This is a genomic window from Azotosporobacter soli (genome assembly GCF_030542965.1).
GTDB classification, from domain to species: Bacteria; Bacillota; Negativicutes; order SG130; family SG130; genus Azotosporobacter; species Azotosporobacter soli.
On sequence record NZ_JAUAOA010000024.1, the window covers coordinates 25,229 to 41,890 of the forward strand.

The 16,662-nt window shown below is 51.8% G+C and carries 20 protein-coding genes; all 20 read left to right on the top strand.

The annotated features are described in order from the left end of the window. Positions 1–6 precede the first annotated feature (6 nt). Positions 7–990, top strand: coding sequence for an RnfABCDGE type electron transport complex subunit D (locus QTL79_RS15650; protein WP_346355901.1), 984 nt, complete (start codon positions 7–9; stop codon positions 988–990). 5 nt (positions 991–995) lie between these two features. After that, on the top strand, positions 996–1,565 hold the full coding sequence (locus QTL79_RS15655; protein WP_346355902.1) for an RnfABCDGE type electron transport complex subunit G: 570 nt from the start codon (positions 996–998) through the stop codon (positions 1,563–1,565). A gap of 15 nt (positions 1,566–1,580) precedes the next feature. Next, complete coding sequence (gene rsxE, locus QTL79_RS15660; RefSeq protein WP_346355903.1) at positions 1,581–2,210, top strand: electron transport complex subunit RsxE; 630 nt, start codon at positions 1,581–1,583, stop codon at positions 2,208–2,210. Then, positions 2,210–2,800, top strand: a complete 591-nt coding sequence (locus QTL79_RS15665; RefSeq protein WP_346355904.1) for an electron transport complex protein RnfA — start codon at positions 2,210–2,212, stop codon at positions 2,798–2,800. The genes rsxE and QTL79_RS15665 overlap by 1 nt, the downstream gene beginning before the upstream one ends. Positions 2,801–2,821: 21 nt before the next feature. Next, positions 2,822–3,712, top strand: a complete 891-nt coding sequence (gene rnfB / locus QTL79_RS15670; RefSeq protein ID WP_346355905.1) for an RnfABCDGE type electron transport complex subunit B — start codon at positions 2,822–2,824, stop codon at positions 3,710–3,712. Between the two features lie 371 nt (positions 3,713–4,083). After that, complete coding sequence (locus QTL79_RS15675; protein WP_346355906.1) at positions 4,084–4,461, top strand: NusG domain II-containing protein; 378 nt, start codon at positions 4,084–4,086, stop codon at positions 4,459–4,461. A gap of 21 nt (positions 4,462–4,482) precedes the next feature. Continuing rightward, on the top strand, positions 4,483–5,013 hold the full coding sequence (locus QTL79_RS15680; protein ID WP_346355907.1) for a Gx transporter family protein: 531 nt from the start codon (positions 4,483–4,485) through the stop codon (positions 5,011–5,013). A gap of 35 nt (positions 5,014–5,048) precedes the next feature. After that, positions 5,049–5,321, top strand: a complete 273-nt coding sequence (locus QTL79_RS15685; RefSeq protein WP_346355908.1) for a DUF4321 domain-containing protein — start codon at positions 5,049–5,051, stop codon at positions 5,319–5,321. 26 nt (positions 5,322–5,347) lie between these two features. After that, positions 5,348–5,917, top strand: coding sequence for a Maf family protein (locus QTL79_RS15690; protein ID WP_346355909.1), 570 nt, complete (start codon positions 5,348–5,350; stop codon positions 5,915–5,917). After that, positions 5,914–6,609, top strand: a complete 696-nt coding sequence (gene radC / locus QTL79_RS15695) for a RadC family protein (RefSeq protein ID WP_346355910.1) — start codon at positions 5,914–5,916, stop codon at positions 6,607–6,609. Before QTL79_RS15690 ends, radC begins: the two co-directional genes overlap by 4 nt. A gap of 31 nt (positions 6,610–6,640) precedes the next feature. Beyond that, entirely contained in the window at positions 6,641–7,675 is a 1,035-nt protein-coding gene (locus QTL79_RS15700; protein ID WP_346355911.1) for a rod shape-determining protein, read from the top strand. Positions 7,676–7,690: 15 nt separating this feature from the next. Beyond that, positions 7,691–8,581, top strand: a complete 891-nt coding sequence (gene mreC / locus QTL79_RS15705) for a rod shape-determining protein MreC (RefSeq protein ID WP_346355912.1) — start codon at positions 7,691–7,693, stop codon at positions 8,579–8,581. Continuing rightward, the gene (mreD, locus tag QTL79_RS15710; RefSeq protein WP_346355913.1) at positions 8,578–9,063 is read left to right on the top strand and encodes a rod shape-determining protein MreD; all 486 of its coding nucleotides are present in this window, start codon (positions 8,578–8,580) and stop codon (positions 9,061–9,063) included. Before mreC ends, mreD begins: the two co-directional genes overlap by 4 nt. Positions 9,064–9,076: 13 nt before the next feature. After that, positions 9,077–10,909, top strand: a complete 1,833-nt coding sequence (gene mrdA / locus QTL79_RS15715; RefSeq protein WP_346355914.1) for a penicillin-binding protein 2 — start codon at positions 9,077–9,079, stop codon at positions 10,907–10,909. 116 nt (positions 10,910–11,025) lie between these two features. Then, positions 11,026–11,640, top strand: a complete 615-nt coding sequence (gene minC / locus QTL79_RS15720; protein ID WP_346355915.1) for a septum site-determining protein MinC — start codon at positions 11,026–11,028, stop codon at positions 11,638–11,640. 31 nt (positions 11,641–11,671) lie between these two features. Then, complete coding sequence (gene minD, locus QTL79_RS15725) at positions 11,672–12,463, top strand: septum site-determining protein MinD (RefSeq protein ID WP_346355916.1); 792 nt, start codon at positions 11,672–11,674, stop codon at positions 12,461–12,463. A 14-nt stretch (positions 12,464–12,477) separates the two neighbouring features. Beyond that, complete coding sequence (minE, locus tag QTL79_RS15730) at positions 12,478–12,756, top strand: cell division topological specificity factor MinE (protein ID WP_346355917.1); 279 nt, start codon at positions 12,478–12,480, stop codon at positions 12,754–12,756. A 136-nt stretch (positions 12,757–12,892) separates the two neighbouring features. Further along, entirely contained in the window at positions 12,893–13,999 is a 1,107-nt protein-coding gene (gene rodA / locus QTL79_RS15735; RefSeq protein WP_346355918.1) for a rod shape-determining protein RodA, read from the top strand. Positions 14,000–14,098: 99 nt separating this feature from the next. After that, the gene (locus tag QTL79_RS15740) at positions 14,099–15,958 is read left to right on the top strand and encodes a TIGR03960 family B12-binding radical SAM protein (protein WP_346355919.1); all 1,860 of its coding nucleotides are present in this window, start codon (positions 14,099–14,101) and stop codon (positions 15,956–15,958) included. Beyond that, entirely contained in the window at positions 15,958–16,656 is a 699-nt protein-coding gene (locus QTL79_RS15745; RefSeq protein ID WP_346355920.1) for a TIGR03936 family radical SAM-associated protein, read from the top strand. Before QTL79_RS15740 ends, QTL79_RS15745 begins: the two co-directional genes overlap by 1 nt. Positions 16,657–16,662 lie beyond the last annotated feature (6 nt).

The window sequence follows — 16,662 nt, forward strand, 5'->3', positions numbered from 1 at the left end:
AACGACATGAGTGCGGAAGCAAAAATGGAGATCGGTACCCTGTCGGTCTCGACATCACCCCATATCAGGAGTGAAGAGTCCATCAGCAAAATCATGTGGAGCGTCAATGCTGCATTGGCTCCGGCAGCCCTGTTTTCAGTCTACAATTTCGGCATGCCGGCGGTAACCAATCTCTTATTGTGTATTATCAGTGCGGTATTCACCGAGTACCTGGTCTTGCGCTGGCAGGGCAAGGATAATGTGATTTGCGACGGCAGCGCGGTTCTTACCGGCTTGCTCTTGGCAATGAACATCCCGGCAGGTTTGCCGTGGTATATGCCGGTCTTCGGTTCTGTGGTGGCAATCGGCATTGCCAAACATACGATGGGCGGTCTTGGTTATAATATTTTCAATCCGGCGTTGATCGGACGGGCTTTTTTGCTTGCATCCTGGCCGATTGCGATGACAACCTGGCCGACGCCTGCTTCTTTGCTGGGTAAGGTCGACGCTGTGACGTCGGCAACGCCGCTTGGCATCATGAAGCTGCAAGGCTATGAAAAACTGGTCGCTCTGTTCGGCGACAAAATGGAAATGTATAAGTCGCTCTTCATTGGGACCAGAGGCGGCAGTGCGGGCGAAACGTCGGCGGTGCTCCTGCTCTTGGGCGGCGCGTACCTGATTTATAAAGGTTATATCAACTGGCAGGTGCCGGTCACGATGATTGCGACGGTTGGCGTGCTGACCGGAGTATTCGGCGGTGATCCGATCGTTCACATGATGTCCGGCGGTTTGATCCTCGGTGCATTTTATATGGCGACCGACATGGTTACGATTCCGATCACGATCAAGGGGCAAGTCATTTTCGCGATTGGCGCGGGACTTCTGACGGTGCTGATTCGCCTTTTGGGCGGCTATCCGGAAGGCGTTTGCTATGCAATCTTGCTGATGAACTGCGTCACGCCGTTGATCGATCGTTTGGTACGGCCTAAAAAATACGGAGCAAGGGGGTAAGAGGCATGTCTCATGATGCACACGGCCATGACGCCGATGATAATATTTTCAAGATAGGCATTAACATGACCATCGCCTGCCTGTTATCCGGTGCGATTATTGCCGGCGTATATGCTTTCACTGCGCCGGTGGCGGCGAACTCAAGAATCGAACTGAAGAACAATGCGATGAAAGCCGTCGTCAGCGACGCGCAGGAATTCACGCCGATTGCCGGTAAGACCGATTGGTATCTGGCGAAGAAAGACGGCAAGACGGTTGCTTATGTCGTACCTGCAGAAACGAAAGGCTACGGCGGTGCGATCAAAATGGTTCTCTCGGTTACGCCGGACGGCAAGGTGATGGACTATAAGATTCTGCAGCATAACGAGACGCCGGGACTGGGCGATAAGGCTGGCGAACCTAAGTTCAGCAAACAGTTTGTCGGCAAGGCAGCCGAGGCGCTCGAAGTGGTGAAAGTGCCGACGGATAAGAACATCCAGGCGCTGACCGGCGCGACGATTACATCGCGTGCTGTCACTAAAGGCATTAAGGAAGCGGTAGAAGAAGTGGTTGCTTATGCGGCCGCCAATAAATAGAAGGAGGTGCAGACTATGAATTTATGGCAGATTTTCATCAAAGGCGTATTTGAACAAAACCCGATCTTTCGTTTGGCGCTGAGTCTGTGTCCTGCTCTGGCGGTCACATCTACAGCGATGAATGCGACGGCGATGGGAGTGGCAGTACTGTTTGTTATTACGGCGAACAATATGGTTGTCTCCGTGTTTCGCAAACTGGTCAATCCCAAAGTGCGTGTTCCGGTTTACATCACTTCGATCGCGACGATCGTTACGGTCGTCCAACTGGTGATGGAGGCGTATACGCCGCTGTTGTACAAGGAATTGAGCATTTATTTGGCGCTGATCGTCGTATTCGCAATCATCTTGGCCCGGGCCGAGGTGTTTGCGGCGAAGAATTCCATCGTACCGTCGATGTTTGACGGACTGGGCATGGGCGCTGGTTTCGCACTGGCGATGATTTTGGTCGGCATGATCCGCGAACTTTTTGGTTCGGGATCCATCTACGGCATGCAGCTCCTGGGCGCAAGCTATGATCCGGCTTTGATTATGATCCTGCCGCCGGGCGGTTTCATCCTGATCGGCTTGATGATCGGCAGCTTCAATATCATTGGCGCGTATCAAGATCGAATGAAAGCTGAAAAAGCGAAAGGAGGCGTCGCCTGATGGACATGTTAAAAGAGTATTTCACCCTGTTCATGGGTGCCGTCATCGTTAATAACTTTGTTCTGACACGTTTCCTCGGCCTTTGTATTTTCTTCGGCGTTTCCAAAAATCTAAATGCCTCCATCGGCATGGGGATGGCGGTAACGTCGGTTATGACGCTGAGCTCGATTCTGGCGTGGGTGGTATACAACTATGTGTTGCATCCGTTCCATCTGACGTTCCTGACTACGGCAGTCTTTGTTGTCATGATTGCCAGTTTTGTGCAATTGTTGGAGATGATCATCAAGAAACATGCTCCGACGTTGTATAATATGTGGGGCATTTATCTGGTGCTGATTGCCACGAACTGTATCGTGCTTGGCGTACCGCTCTTGAATGCGGAATCCAACTTCACCTTCGGCAAGAGCGTGGTGCATGCGATCGGTTCCGGCGCTGGTTTCGCCTTGGCGATCATCCTGATGGCCAGTCTGCGGGAAAAATTACAATATGCGGCTGTCCCTAAATCTTTGGAAGGTCTGGGCATTTCCTTCATTCTTGCAGGTATGCTGGCGTTGTCCTTCTTTGGATTTTCGGGCATGATTCCGCTATAACAGGGGCGGAGGAGAGATACAATGAGTACTTCCATCTTAATCCTGCTTGTTTTGACAAGTCTGGGACTGGTATTCGGCTTTATTCTGGCCTTTGCCAACAAGAAATTTGCTATTGAAGTAAATCCGTTGATTCATATCGTCGAGGATGTTTTGCCGAAAGGGCAGTGCGGCGCTTGCGGCTATGCCGGTTGTATGGCTTATGCCGAAGCGGTTGTCTTGAATCCCGACGTTCCGCCGAACCTTTGCACACCGGGCAAGGATGCGGTAGCTAAACTGGTCGCCGAATTGACCGGGAAAGCGGCTGCGCCGATGGAACCGCAAATTGCGCAAGTGCTTTGCGCAGGCGGCGCCGGTAAAGCCAACCGTTCTTATGCTTATAACGGCGTGTCGGATTGCGTGGCAGCGAACTTGCTGTTTGGCGGTCCGAAAATGTGCAAGCATGGCTGCATTGGTCTTGGAACCTGCGTGTCTGCTTGTCCGTTTGATGCAATGCGAATGAGTGAAGACGGTTTGCCGATTATTGATGAGGAAAAATGCACGGCTTGCGGCAAGTGCGTCTCGGTTTGTCCGAAGCGCGTGATTGCGCTCATGCCGATGACATCGCATGTGCGTGTTAACTGCAATTCGAAGGATAAAGGCGCGTTTGCCCGCAAGGCGTGCGGCGTTGCCTGCATCGGTTGCTCACTTTGCATGCGGCAGTGTCCGCACGGCGCAATCAAGATGGAAAACAATCTGGCGATTGTCGATGCCAAGATTTGCGCAGCGCAGTGCTCCGACGCAGTGTGTCTGGCCAAGTGTCCGACAAAAGCGATCCGTCCGTTCGTAACCGGCATCGTGCCGGGACACGAGACGGAAGCGGACGTGCAGGCTGCATGCTCGGCCTGTAACCCGCCGCCTGCTGCGCAGCAGTAATAAAAAAGTCGCCCCACACGTTGAAAGCAACGTCTGGGGCGACTTTTTTTATTATACGGAACCATGCCGGACCTGCAGGAGCGTTCTGTTTTCAAAGCGAAAAGAAAGCGGTGAGTTTGGCAATATAAACATCTTCCTTTCCTCTCCATCTTCGCAGCTATCGTGTTAAAATGTTGTTGTCGCCATATAGGAGTGGCGCAGTGGTCTTAAAAGTGAAAAGAGCGAATTTGCACTGCTGTTGCGTTAAAATTCCGTCATTGAAATACTGTGAAAAACTTAATGAATTTGCGCTGCGAATTATTGCTTTGCCGGTTTGCAAGTTGGGGCAAGATGCGGTACAATAATGGAGATTAACCGACAAGGTGAGTGGCATGCTGACAAAAGCGGATAAGATCCTGATCGTAGTATTGCTGTCTGCAGCATTGGCCGGAATCAGCGCTAGTTTTTATCTGGCTGCGCATGAGAGCGGTGAGAAAATTGCTGAAGTCAGAGTGGCGGGACAGGTCGTTAAAACAATGACCCTGCGCCAAGGTTACCGGGAAGAATTCACTCTGCGCCAAGGCGACGAAGTCAATGTCATCGAAGCGGATAATGGGAGGATTAGGATCCGGGAAGCGAATTGTCCGGATCATCTTTGCGTTCAACAAGGTTGGGTGAGTTTGCCTAATCAGCAGTTGGTCTGTCTGCCTTTTCGCGTGACGGTTAAGGTTACAACGACCGAGAGCGAACTGGACGATATCGCCCGTTAACTGGGAACAGGAGTAGTTAGAGTGGATAAAAAGGACATTCGGCGTCTCATTTTGCTGGCCTTATTTGTTTCCATGGCCAGCGTTCTTCATGTAGTTGAAGGATGGTTGCCGTTACCCTTGCCCGTTCCGGGCATGAAACTGGGATTGGCGAATCTGATGTCGTTGGTGGCATTGGTGCTTCTTGGCTGGCGGGCTGCTTTTTATGTGGTGTTTGGGCGTGTCTTTATCGGCTCCCTTTTTGGCGGGACCTTTATGGGGCCGTCTTTTGCCATGAGTGTCAACGGCGCCGTGGCCAGCGTTCTGGTTATGACGCTGGCGTACCATAGGTTGCGGCCGCTCTTTTCGTTGGTCGGCATCAGCTTGCTGGGTGCGATTGCACATAATCTGGCGCAGTTGGCGGTTGCGGCTCTGTTGGTGGGCAGCGAGACCATGTTTTGGTATTTGCCTTATTTGCTGTTGTTTGCGCTTCCTACGGGTGTGGGAACCGGTTATACGGCGGCCTACTTTTTATTGAAACTTCCCCGTGGGACATTCACTGAAAAAAATGTGTGAACAGTCTGTGGGGGCGAAAAACGGGAGGGACGACGTTGCGCAGTGGAAGTAGTAATAATTACGGCATGCTGATCTTGTTTTTGATTACCGGTGCTGTTTTGGGCGGTATCTTAGGGGAAATTATTTCCCGCTCCGACATGCTGGCTGGCGTAGCGCCGTATTTGGTCAGACATTTTGTCATTTTGGATATTCCGCCGGTTACTGTCAATTTATATGTAATCAAATTGATTTTGGGCTTAACGCTGCAACCCAATTTGATCAGCATTTTGGGAATGGTACTGGCGATTATTTTGTTTCGCAATGTCTAGCATTGGGTTGCGAGGGAGGTACTCGAATGTGCGTCATACTGGCTTCCTCTTCGCCGCGGCGCAGCGAACTGCTTGCGCAGGTGAAGTGCAAATTTCATGCAGTGAACAGCGCTGTAGAGGAAGATAATGAACAGGCGCTGACGCCGCGCGAAATTGCGCTCGGCCATGCCTTTGCCAAAGCAAAGGACGTTGCGGCGCATTATCCGCCGGGAACGGTTGTCATCGGTGCGGATACGATTGTCGTCTTGGACGGCAAGGTTTTCGGCAAGCCTTCAAATGAAGCGGATGCGGCTGCGATGTTGACGGCGTTATCGGGAAGAAAACATCAGGTTATGACAGGGATCGCAGTGCTGCAGGATGAGTCGGTTTTACTCGATTGTCCGGTGACGCAGGTGTATATGAAAGAGCTGATGCAAGACAGCATCGCTGCGTACGTTGCAAGCGGCGAACCGATGGATAAGGCTGGAGCCTATGGGATACAGGGCCTGGGGGCGTTATTGGTGGAAAAGATTGATGGCTGCTATTTTAACGTTGTGGGCTTGCCGCTCCAGGCATTGGCGGCGTTGCTCGAACAAGTGGGCGTGAAACTGCTATGACCGATAAGCCGGTGATGGTAAGGGAAATGCCGATAGGAGAAAGGCCGAGAGAAAAATTGTTGCTGCAGGGCGTGCAAGCGTTGTCTAATGCGGAATTGCTAGCCGTCTTGCTGCGCACCGGGACCAAAGCGGAATCGGTCATGCACTTGGCGGAACGCGTATTGGCGCGCCACGCTGCAAGCGGCATGCAAGGGCTTGATGAATTGTCGTCGTCAACGTTAGCGAAGATTAAAGGCATTGGTGAAGTGAAAGCCGTCACGATAGCTGCGGCGATTGAACTGGGCAAACGGGTCGTGGCAAAGCAGGGCGAGCGTCCGATAATCCGCTCGCCGCAGGATGTTGCCGATCTCGTCATGGCGCGTCTTTGCCGCGAGCAGCGCGAGCATTTTATTGCGCTGCTCTTGTCGACGAAGAATCAGGTGCTGGCGATGCCGGTCATTGCCGTGGGCAGTTTGAATGCGGCTATCGTCCATCCGCGTGAAGTTTTCCGCCAAGCGGTCAGTCATTCGGCGGCGGCGGTCATTGCCGTTCACAACCATCCGAGCGGCGATCCGGCGCCAAGCAAAGAAGATTTGCAATTGACGCGTCAATTGGTCGAAGCCGGACGCATTTTGGACATACCGTTGCTCGATCATGTGGTGATCGGAGATCAACGTCACATCAGCTTAAAAGAACAGGGTGCCATCGAATAATATATTGAGTGGAAAAAGGAGTAATAAAGATATGTTTGGTTTATTTAATTCGTTTTCAAGAGATATGGGGATCGATTTGGGTACGGCAAATACACTGGTTTATGTGAGTGGTAAGGGTATTGTGCTCAGAGAGCCGTCGGTTGTCGCTATTTTGCGCGACGACAATAGCGTTAAGGCGGTTGGTGAAGAGGCCAAGCAAATGATCGGCCGTACGCCGGGCAGCATTGTAGCGATCCGTCCGCTCAAAGACGGAGTTATCGCTGATTTTGACGTGACGCAGGCGATGCTGAAATATTTTATCCGCAAAGTGATGGAGAATAAGCCGTTGATCCGTCCGCGTGTCGTTGTCGGCGTTCCTTCGGGCGTAACAGAAGTGGAAAAAAGAGCGGTTATTGACGCTACAATTCAAGCCGGTGCGCGTGAAGCTTATCTGATTGAAGAACCGATGGCGGCTGCGATTGGAGCCGGTCTGCCGGTGGAAGAGCCGACAGGCAACATGGTTGTCGATATTGGCGGCGGCACGACGGAAGTGGCGGTTATTTCGCTTGGCGGCATCGTCAGCAGCCGTTCGATCCGAATCGGCGGTGATGAAATGGATGAATCGATCGTTCAATACATCAAACGCACGTATAATTTATTGATCGGCGATCGTACTGCCGAAGAGATTAAAATGACGATTGGCACGGCATTGCTGCCGCAAACGGAGGAAACCATGGACATCCGTGGTCGCGATCTGGTGACCGGCCTGCCGAAAATTGTCGTGATAAAATCGAGCGAAGTGCAATTGGCGCTGAGCGAACCGGTGGCGGGAATCATTGAAGCGGTCAAGGTCACGCTGGAGCGGACACCGCCGGAACTGGCTTCTGACATCATGGACAGAGGCATTGTGATGACCGGTGGCGGTTCACTTCTTAAGGGACTGGATCGTTTAATCAGCAAAGAGACCGGTATTCCTGTGTATATTGCGGAAGATCCGCTTTCTTGCGTCGGGATCGGAACAGGCAAGGTGCTGGAAAGTCTTGACACGCTCAAACGTGTTCTCATGTCGCCGAAAAAACTCGGTTAGGCGAGGTGACATGACGTGCGCTTTTTGTATAATAAGACGGTAGCTTTATTGCTCCTGTTGTTTTTGGTGCTGTTTTTAGCGAATGGAGCGGCGGAAGGGCGGATCGGCTTTTCCATTTCAGAAGGTGTGATTACGACGCTTTTAGCGCCGATTGAGTATCTCACCGGCAAGGCCGGAGTTGCGACCCGTCACGCCAGCACGACGATAGGCGACCTGTGGGGAACTTATGAAGAGAACCAGGCATTGAAAGCGGAACGCGATAAACTGCGTCAGGAAGTGCTGGAACGCAGTGAAGTGGAAGCGGAAAACATCCGTTTGCGTTCCATGCTTGAGTATAAGCGCTCGGCACCGCAGTTTGACATGGTGATAGCGGCGATTATCGCACGTGACCCGGGAACCTGGACGCAAAGCATCATTATCAATAAAGGCAGCGCCGACGGGATCGCCAAAGATATGCCGGTCGTTACGGCGCAAGGTTTGGTTGGCAACGTTGTCTCCGTGCATAATAGCACCGCGCGGATACAGCTGATGCTTGATCCGCGCAGTGCGGTAGGTGCTATTGTGCAGCGACCGGAATCGAGGGTGGCTGCCATTGTGGAAGGAAACGGGAATGATCCCTTTCAACCGAAGATGGTCAACATTCCGCGTGATGCCGATATTATCAAGGGAGACCGGATCGTGACGTCCGGTTATGGCGGGATTTATCCGAAGGGCCTTTTGGTCGGCGAGGTAAAAGACGTCGTCAATAATGAAGGCGGGTTGCTTAAACTGGCAGTCATTCATCCGGCGGTTAACTTTAACCAGCTGGAGGAAGTGAGCGTGATTATAAAATCACGCGAGCCGTTGCCGGTGTTGCCGGGCCAGGAAGCAAAGCCGCTTGCGCAAAGTGTTGGAGGGCCATCATGAGGGAAATCACGCTTTGGGGCGTTTGCATCATCGCGTTGTTGGCGTTGCAGTCCACTGTAATTCCGATGCTGGCCGTTCAAGGCGGCAAAGCGGATCTTATGCTGCTTGTAGTTGTTTCGGCCGCTTTGATCGGCGGGCGAAATTACGGCGTTGCGATGGGCTTTTCTTGTGGTTTGCTGCAGGATTTGGCGGCAGGCGGTTTTTTCGGCTTGCATTTGTTGAGCAAATTGACGATCGGCTATGCCCTCGGCATGACGGAAGGCAAGGTTTACAAGGATAATCGCTTACTGCCGATTCTGGCGGCCGGCGCGACCTCGATTGCAGCCGGAGTCTTGATTTTGTTGCTTCTGGCGATGCTGGGGCAGAAGATCAGCTGGCTGAACAGCTTGTCAAATGTGATATTGCCGAGCGCCGCTTACAATATGGTGCTGGCGCTTTTGGTACATCGTTTCATGCAACGAATCTTTAAAGTGATTGAATAAAGGAGGTGAGTCAGTGCGGGGAAAAATCATTCATAATCGGCTGGATATCCTGGCTGTTATCATTGTTTTAATTTTTATTGCCTTGATCAGCCGCCTGGCTTACCTGCAAATTTATCAGGGGAACTATTACAGTAAGATGGCGGATGGGAACCGGATTCGGATCATCCCGGCCATGGCGCCGCGCGGCCTTTTGTATGACCGTAACGGCTCGCTGCTCGTTTCTAACCGGCCCGGCTTTATTGTTTCGCTCTTGCCGATTGCCGGTCCGATTCCGGAAGGTGTAATTGAAAAATTAGCGCCGATGCTGGCGATGTCCGCGGAGGATATCAAGTCTAAGCTGAAACAGCACAGCGGCTCATTCGATCCGATTCGCATCAAGGCCGACATCGGTCCGGAAATGGTGACGCGGATTGAAGAGCGGCGTTCTGAGCTTCCAGGCGTCGTGATCGAAATCCAACCGATTCGCAATTATATTTATAATGAAAGCGCAGCGCATTTGTTTGGCTATGTCAGCGAAATAAATGATGTGGAATTGGAACGGTTGAAGGCAAACGGATATAAATCGGGCGACATAGTCGGCAAGTTTGGCTTGGAAAAAGTATACGACCGTGAACTGAGAGGCGTCGACGGCGGCGATCAGGTAGAGGTTGACGTTACGGGGCGGCCTGTCAATGTTTTGGGGAAAAAGGAAACGGTACCGGGAAAAAATCTCGTGCTGACGATCGATTACCGGATTCAAAAAGCGGCAGAGGAAGCCGTGGAAGCGCAACTTAACTATTTGCAAACGAAGAGTGAGTTTCGCAATGCCAAGGCGGCAGCGGCCATCGCTTTGAATCCACAGACCGGTGAAGTGTTGGCGATGGTAAGCCGTCCGGCGTTCAATCCTAATCTTTTTGCCAAAGGCATTTCGGAAAAGGATTGGAAGGCGTTGAATGAAAACCCGTTTCATCCGATGGATAATAAGACAATCGCCGGCGAATATCCGCCAGGCTCAACCTTTAAGATTGTGACTGGCACGGCAGCGCTTGAATTAGGTAAAGTAACGCCGGAGGAGAAAATCTTCGACAGTGGTCACCATTGGATTATTCCCAAAGGCAATGCCGAAGGCGAAGCGCTGGGCTGGATCAATTTCCGCGAAGCGCTGTCCAAATCAGACAATGTATATTTTTATGAAATGGGCAATCGTCTGGGTATTGATAATCTGGAAAAATATGCGCGCATGTTTGGTCTCGGCGCTTTGACCGGCATCAAGCTGCAGGGCGAAAGCGACGGCTTGGTTGCTAATCGCCGCTATAAGGAAAAAGTCTATAATGAAGAATGGTACTTATCGGAGACGTTTGACGCGGCAATCGGACAGGGATTTCAGCTGACGACGCCGCTGCAGGTGGCGGTCGTGATGAGCGAGATTGCCAATGGCGGCCATCGTTACCGTCCGTACTTGGTCAGCAAGATTACCGGTTCGCACGGCGAGGTGTTGCAAAACTTCCAGCCGGAAGAAATCGGTAAACTTGAAGTTTCTGCAAAGACGCTGCAATTGATCCGTGAATCGCTGCGTGATGTTGCGCAAGAAGGCGGTACGGGATATGGTGCATTCAAAGATTTTCCGGTTGCCATTGCCGGTAAGACCGGTACGGCTGAAAATCCGCACGGCAGCGACCACGGCTGGTTTGTCGCCTATGCGCCGTATGATAATCCGCGGATTGCGATTGCCGTCTTAGTTGAGCAAGGCGGCTTTGGCGCGGGCGCCGCGGCGCCGATTGCGCGCAAAATGTTGGAAGCCGCGTTTAATCTGAACCAGCCGCCGGTAGAAGGTGCACAATTGTATCAGCGGCATACGGTCTTATAACCGGAGGAGGCGATCCTCCGGTTATTTACAGGCAAAAAGAATCGGCAGCAGGAATTTGGCGGGAAAGAGCGAATTAGAGTTACAGATTATTATCTGCTGCTTTAGGAGAAGGTGCCATGCGGGAATGTGTAGTTTTTAAAGGCAGTCGTCATGGATTGCAACTGGTGATTGATTCTTCAGTGGATTTTGATGTGATTCTGACGCACTTGCGCAGCAAGCTGGAGTCGGCAATTGATTTTTTCACCGAAGGCGCAAAAATCAAGGCTCCGGCGACGCTTACCGATCGGCAGCTGCAAGATCTTAGCAGCCTGTTGGAAGGCTTTGGCTTGCGTTTTGAGACCGAGGAAACGTTGCCGCCGGTCGTGCCGACTGCGCAGGCCGAGTGGGAAGAGGCGGACAGCGGACAGGAACTGGTAGTCTCGCGTACGATCAGAGGCGGCCAGGAGATCATTTACAGCGGTGCGGTCGTGGTCAATGGCGATGTCAACCCAGGCGGTGAAGTCATTGCCGGCGGCAATGTGACCATTAACGGAACCTGCCGGGGTATTGTCCATGCGGGAGCCTATGGCGACAAAAATGCTACGATCACGGCAAAACGCTTGCTCGCCGCGCAAATCCGCATTGCCGGTTTAATTGCTCGGGCGCCGGATAATTTAGCGCTGCCGGAGCAGGCGGAAATGGCATATATTGAAGCCGGTAAAGTGATCATTGCACCGGCGAGGCTGAATTGACCGAGGAAGAATAGAACGGAGGCATTCATAGATGGGGGAAGTCATCGTCGTTACATCCGGTAAAGGCGGCGTGGGAAAAACGACCACGACGGCTAACTTGGGTACGGGGTTTGCACTGCAAGGCAAAAAGGTTGTATTGGTTGACGCCGATATCGGACTAAGAAATTTAGATGTTGTCATGGGGCTGGAAAATCGCATCGTTTATGATTTGGTCGATGTGACCGAGGGCAACTGTCGCTTAAAGCAGGCCTTGATCCGCGATAAGCGCTTTGAAAATCTTTATTTGCTGCCGGCGGCGCAGACGCGGGATAAAAATGCGGTCAATCCCGAGCAGATGAAGCAGCTGACTGCCGAATTGGTGCAGGAATTTGACATCGTTCTGATCGATTGCCCGGCGGGAATTGAACAGGGTTTCAAGAATGCCATTGCTGGCGCGGATCGCGCAATTATTGTCACTACGCCGGAAGTTTCGGCGGTGCGTGATGCCGACAGAATCATTGGCTTGTTGGAATCGGCGGGCAAACATGATCCGCAGCTGATCGTCAACCGGATTCGGCCGCACATGGTGAAAAAAGGCGACATGATGGACATTGACGATATCAATGAGATTCTGGCGATCAAATTGCTGGGCATCATACCGGAAGATGAGTACATCGTCGTTTCGACAAACCGGGGCGAGCCTGCGGTTTCCAATCCAGTCTCACTGGCCGGCGAAGCGTATAAAAATATCGTGCGTCGTTTGCTGGGCGAAGAAGTCCCATTGATGACGCTCAAAGAAGAAGACGGCTTCTTTCATAGATTGAAAAAATTGTTTAAGCTATAGGAGGTGCGTGAAGCATGCTGGATTTAATTCAGCGCCTGTTTGGGAAGGAATCGAACCGCTCAAAGGATATTGCCAAAGAACGGCTTCGCCTGGTGCTGGTGCATGATCGGGTCAACGTGTCGCCACAATTCATGGAAATTTTGAAAGATGACATGATCAGAGTCATTTCTAATTATATGGATATCAATGAAAAAGACATGGAAATCAATCTGACCAACAGCAAAACCTCGGTGGCATTGGTGGCTAATATTCCGGTGAACCGAATGAAACGCGGCGTACTGGAACGGGAGTAAAATTGTTGGAGCATGGTTCCTCCTTGGGGCCATGCTCCTTTGCTTCGAGCTGTACTGCTACTGGACGGTGGCGGAAATTGCCATTATAATGGAACAGATATCACGACTATTTATCGCAGGAAGGCAAGGAATCAAGATGTTGAATGAACGTTTATTGCGCAACCTCGATTTTGTGTTGATTGGCGTGGTTGTCTTGTTGATCGGCGTCAGTCTCATGATTATCAGCAGTGCGACGCATGCCAATACGCCCGGCAGCGAGCAATTTTATTATGTCCAACGCCAGGGGGTATTTGCGTTGGTTAATATTTTGCTGATGTTTTTATTTTTGAATGTCGACTACAATAGTTTGAAACGAGTGGCGCCGTGGTTGTACGGTCTGAATCTTGTCATGCTGCTGGCAGTCATGTTCGTCGGCCATTCTGCGCTGGGGGCGCAGCGGTGGATTCAAATCGGTCCGATCAATCTGCAGCCATCGGAGTTTTCTAAGTTGATCATGATCATTGCCTTGGCGCAAATGCTGGAAGATCGAAAAGGCGGACTGAATCAGTGGCGCGATATTCTTCCGATCTTTCTCTATGTCGGCATTCCGTTTATTCTGGTCTTAAAACAGCCGGATTTAGGGACGGCATTGGTCTTCATGGCTATTTTGTTTGGCATGATCTTTGTCGCTGGCATTAACGGACGCTTATTGATGATGTTATTCGGCGGAGCGACCGTGTTGATGCCGATTTTTTGGCACTTTCTTAAGGATTATCAAAAAATGCGCTTATCGGTGTTTATCGATCCGAATGTCGATCCACTCGGTTCCGGTTATCACATCATTCAATCAAAAATTGCGATTGGCTCAGGCATGCTGCTCGGTAAAGGCCTGTTCGGCGGTACGCAGAGCCAGTTGAATTTCTTGCCGGAAAACCATACGGACTTTATCTTTGCCGTAATCGGTGAAGAATTGGGCTTTGTCGGTGCGGCATTGATCTTGGTGCTCTATCTTATCTTATTGTACCGCGGCATCAAAATTGCCTCGACGGCAAAAGATGATTTCGGCACGCTGCTTGCAGTCGGGATCACATCGATGCTGGGCTTTCACGTCTTGGTCAATGTCGGAATGACGGCTGGAATCATGCCGGTTACCGGTATCCCGCTGCCGCTAATGAGTTATGGCGTCAGCGCATTGACGACAAATCTGATGGCCATCGGTTTGTTGCTTAACATCTACATGCGAAGGCAAAAAATAATGTTCTAGTCAAATGCGGAGACACCCTTACCTTTTTAACAGCAGAAGGTAAGGGTGCCGTGATTTTCAATACAGGCCGAAGGGCGCTTATATTTTGGAGGGTTAGAAATGAAAGTAGAAGTTCCAGCGACGATTCTTAGTCGCGTGATCAAACCGGCCCGTTATACCGGTCAGGAATTAAATGCGGTGCGCAAAGAGTTTGCGGCGATGGATGTGACGGTTGCTTTGGCTTTGCCGGACGTTTACGAAGTCGGCATGTCGAACCTTGGTCTGAAAATTTTGTATCAGGTCATCAATGCGCAGGAAGCGATGCTGGCGGAGCGCGTATATGCACCATGGGTTGACATGGAAAGAGAGATGCGTGCAGCGCAGCTGCCGTTATATAGCTTAGAGAGTCAAGTACCGATTCACGCTTTTGATGTGGTGGGCTTTTCACTGCAATATGAGCTTAGCTACAGCAATGTCTTGAACATGCTTGATTTGGCGGGGATAACGCTGTTGGCTGCCGAGCGCGGTGAAGCGGAACCTTTGGTTATCGGCGGCGGGCCGTGCGCTTTTAATGCGGAACCCATGGCCGACTTTTTTGATTGTCTCATTATCGGCGAAGGCGAAGAAGTGGTTCTTGAGCTGGCGGCGCTTGTCGGGCGCTGGAAGAAGGAGGGACGTCCTGGCGGGCGCAAGGAACTGCTCTTACAACTGGCGACGCTTGAAGGCGTGTATGTACCGTCTTTATATGCAGTCAGTTATGAAGCAGATGGCCGTGTAAAAGCGATTACGCCGTTAAGCGATGCGTCTAAGCCGGTGGTGAAAAAGCGATTGCTGGCCGATCTCGACGCGGCGCCGGTGGCAATGACGCCGGTCGTACCTTATATTGATGTGGTTCATGACCGGATCATGCTGGAGTTGTTTCGCGGCTGCACCCGCGGCTGTCGTTTTTGCCAGGCGGGCGTCATTTATCGCCCGGTACGGGAAAAAAGAATGGAGACGTTGCTGAATCAGGCGAAACAAATGGCCGATGCGACCGGTTATAATGAGATTTCACTGACCTCGCTCAGCTCTGCGGATTATTCCTGCCTGCATCCGCTGGTCAGTCAATTGCAAGAGGGACTGAAGGAGCAAGGCGTCAGCGTTTCTTTGCCTTCACTTCGTATCGACAGTTTTTCCGTAGAACTGGCCAACCAGGTACAGGAAGTGAGAAAGAGCAGCCTGACGTTTGCTCCGGAAGCCGGAACGCAGCGGATGCGCGACGTCATTAATAAGGGCGTGACGGAAGAAGACTTGATGAATGCGGTAAAGGCTGCGTTTGCCGCCGGCTGGTCGACCGTGAAGTTATACTTCATGATCGGTCTGCCGACCGAAACGGATGAAGATGTTTTGGGTATTGCCGACTTGGCTTATAAGGTTCTAAATGCTTACAAGGAAGTCAAAGGGCGACGCGGCGCAAAGGTCACCGTCAGCGTTTCTTCATTCGTACCGAAGCCGCACACGCCGTTTCAATGGGTGGATCAGCATGGCATGGCCGAATTGGCGCGCAAGCAACAACTGCTTCGTGACCGTCTGTACCGCGAGCGCAGCATCACCTTTAACTGGCATGATGCCAAGACGAGTTTTATGGAAGGCGTGTTTGCCCGCGGCGATCGGCGGTTGGGCAAGGTTTTGTATCTGGCATGGCAAAAAGGCGCAAAGTTTGACGGCTGGTCAGAATATTTCCGCTACGATATTTGGCTGGCGGCACTTGCCGAAGCCGGTTTGACGCCCGAATTTTATGCCAGCCGCGTGCGCGAAATGGATGAGGTGTTGCCATGGCAGCATCTGTCTTGCGGCGCGGATGCCGCTTTTTTGAAAAAGGAATACCAAAAAGCGGTGGCGGCTGAGTTTACGCCGGATTGTCGGCGCGGCGAGTGCAGCGCATGCGGCGTATGCCCTGATTTGAAAGTAAAAGTGGTGGACTGGGAGGATAATGCCTGATGGAAAAGTTGCGTTTGGAAATTACCAAAGGGGATGCAGTTCGCTATATTTCTCACCTCGATGTTGCGGGAGCCTGGGAAAAAGCGGTGCGCCGTGCTAAATTGCCGGTCGCGTATTCGGAAGGTTTCAACCCGCATATGAAATTGGCTTTTGCCTCGGCCTTGCCGGTCGGCGTGACCGGTGCGGCCGAGTATATGGATTTAGAGTTAGTGGAACGCGTTGATCTGGCAGAGGCGATGGAGCGGTTGCAGGCAGTCCTACCGGAAGGCCTTGCTGTGCGGGCTGCCCGTTATATGCCGCAGGGCACGCCTGCCATGATGGCGCAGATCAATCTGGTGGAATATGAGATCCGTCTTTCGTTGGCGCCAGAGCAGATCGCTGAGGTGGAAGCTTCGTTCAATGCTTTCAATGCGGCCGAGACCGCGCCGTACACGAAAGTCACACCGAAGAGCCGGCGTGAGATTGACGTGAAAAATTTTGTTGCCGAGCCCCTTTCTTGGCGGTGTGAAACTCCGGGAATCGTTTTGCAGCTGCGCTTGAACGTTACGGCGAAAGGCAGCGTCAAGCCGGGCGAAATCGTAGAGGTACTCAGCCAAAATTTTGCGCTGCCGCGCGAAATCGCTGAAAGCGCATTGTGTCATCGATTGGGCTTGTACGTGGAGGGAAAAGAACCTTGGCTGACACCTTTGGAAGTGTGACGGCAA

What these genes read in the sequence shown, in the direction of transcription:
- QTL79_RS15740 (WP_346355919.1), top strand. Translation starts at nt 14,099, where the DNA reads ATGAAAGTAGAAGTTCCAGCGACGATTCTTAGTCGCGTGATCAAACCG.
- rnfB (WP_346355905.1), top strand. Translation starts at nt 2,822, where the DNA reads ATGAGTACTTCCATCTTAATCCTGCTTGTTTTGACAAGTCTGGGACTG.
- minC (WP_346355915.1), top strand. Translation starts at nt 11,026, where the DNA reads ATGCGGGAATGTGTAGTTTTTAAAGGCAGTCGTCATGGATTGCAACTG.
- minE (WP_346355917.1), top strand. Translation starts at nt 12,478, where the DNA reads ATGCTGGATTTAATTCAGCGCCTGTTTGGGAAGGAATCGAACCGCTCA.
- QTL79_RS15700 (WP_346355911.1), top strand. Translation starts at nt 6,641, where the DNA reads ATGTTTGGTTTATTTAATTCGTTTTCAAGAGATATGGGGATCGATTTG.
- QTL79_RS15665 (WP_346355904.1), top strand. Translation starts at nt 2,210, where the DNA reads ATGGACATGTTAAAAGAGTATTTCACCCTGTTCATGGGTGCCGTCATC.
- mreD (WP_346355913.1), top strand. Translation starts at nt 8,578, where the DNA reads ATGAGGGAAATCACGCTTTGGGGCGTTTGCATCATCGCGTTGTTGGCG.
- radC (WP_346355910.1), top strand. Translation starts at nt 5,914, where the DNA reads ATGACCGATAAGCCGGTGATGGTAAGGGAAATGCCGATAGGAGAAAGG.
- QTL79_RS15650 (WP_346355901.1), top strand. Translation starts at nt 7, where the DNA reads ATGAGTGCGGAAGCAAAAATGGAGATCGGTACCCTGTCGGTCTCGACA.
- QTL79_RS15655 (WP_346355902.1), top strand. Translation starts at nt 996, where the DNA reads ATGTCTCATGATGCACACGGCCATGACGCCGATGATAATATTTTCAAG.
- QTL79_RS15690 (WP_346355909.1), top strand. Translation starts at nt 5,348, where the DNA reads ATGTGCGTCATACTGGCTTCCTCTTCGCCGCGGCGCAGCGAACTGCTT.
- QTL79_RS15675 (WP_346355906.1), top strand. Translation starts at nt 4,084, where the DNA reads ATGCTGACAAAAGCGGATAAGATCCTGATCGTAGTATTGCTGTCTGCA.
- QTL79_RS15745 (WP_346355920.1), top strand. Translation starts at nt 15,958, where the DNA reads ATGGAAAAGTTGCGTTTGGAAATTACCAAAGGGGATGCAGTTCGCTAT.
- minD (WP_346355916.1), top strand. Translation starts at nt 11,672, where the DNA reads ATGGGGGAAGTCATCGTCGTTACATCCGGTAAAGGCGGCGTGGGAAAA.
- rodA (WP_346355918.1), top strand. Translation starts at nt 12,893, where the DNA reads ATGTTGAATGAACGTTTATTGCGCAACCTCGATTTTGTGTTGATTGGC.
- rsxE (WP_346355903.1), top strand. Translation starts at nt 1,581, where the DNA reads ATGAATTTATGGCAGATTTTCATCAAAGGCGTATTTGAACAAAACCCG.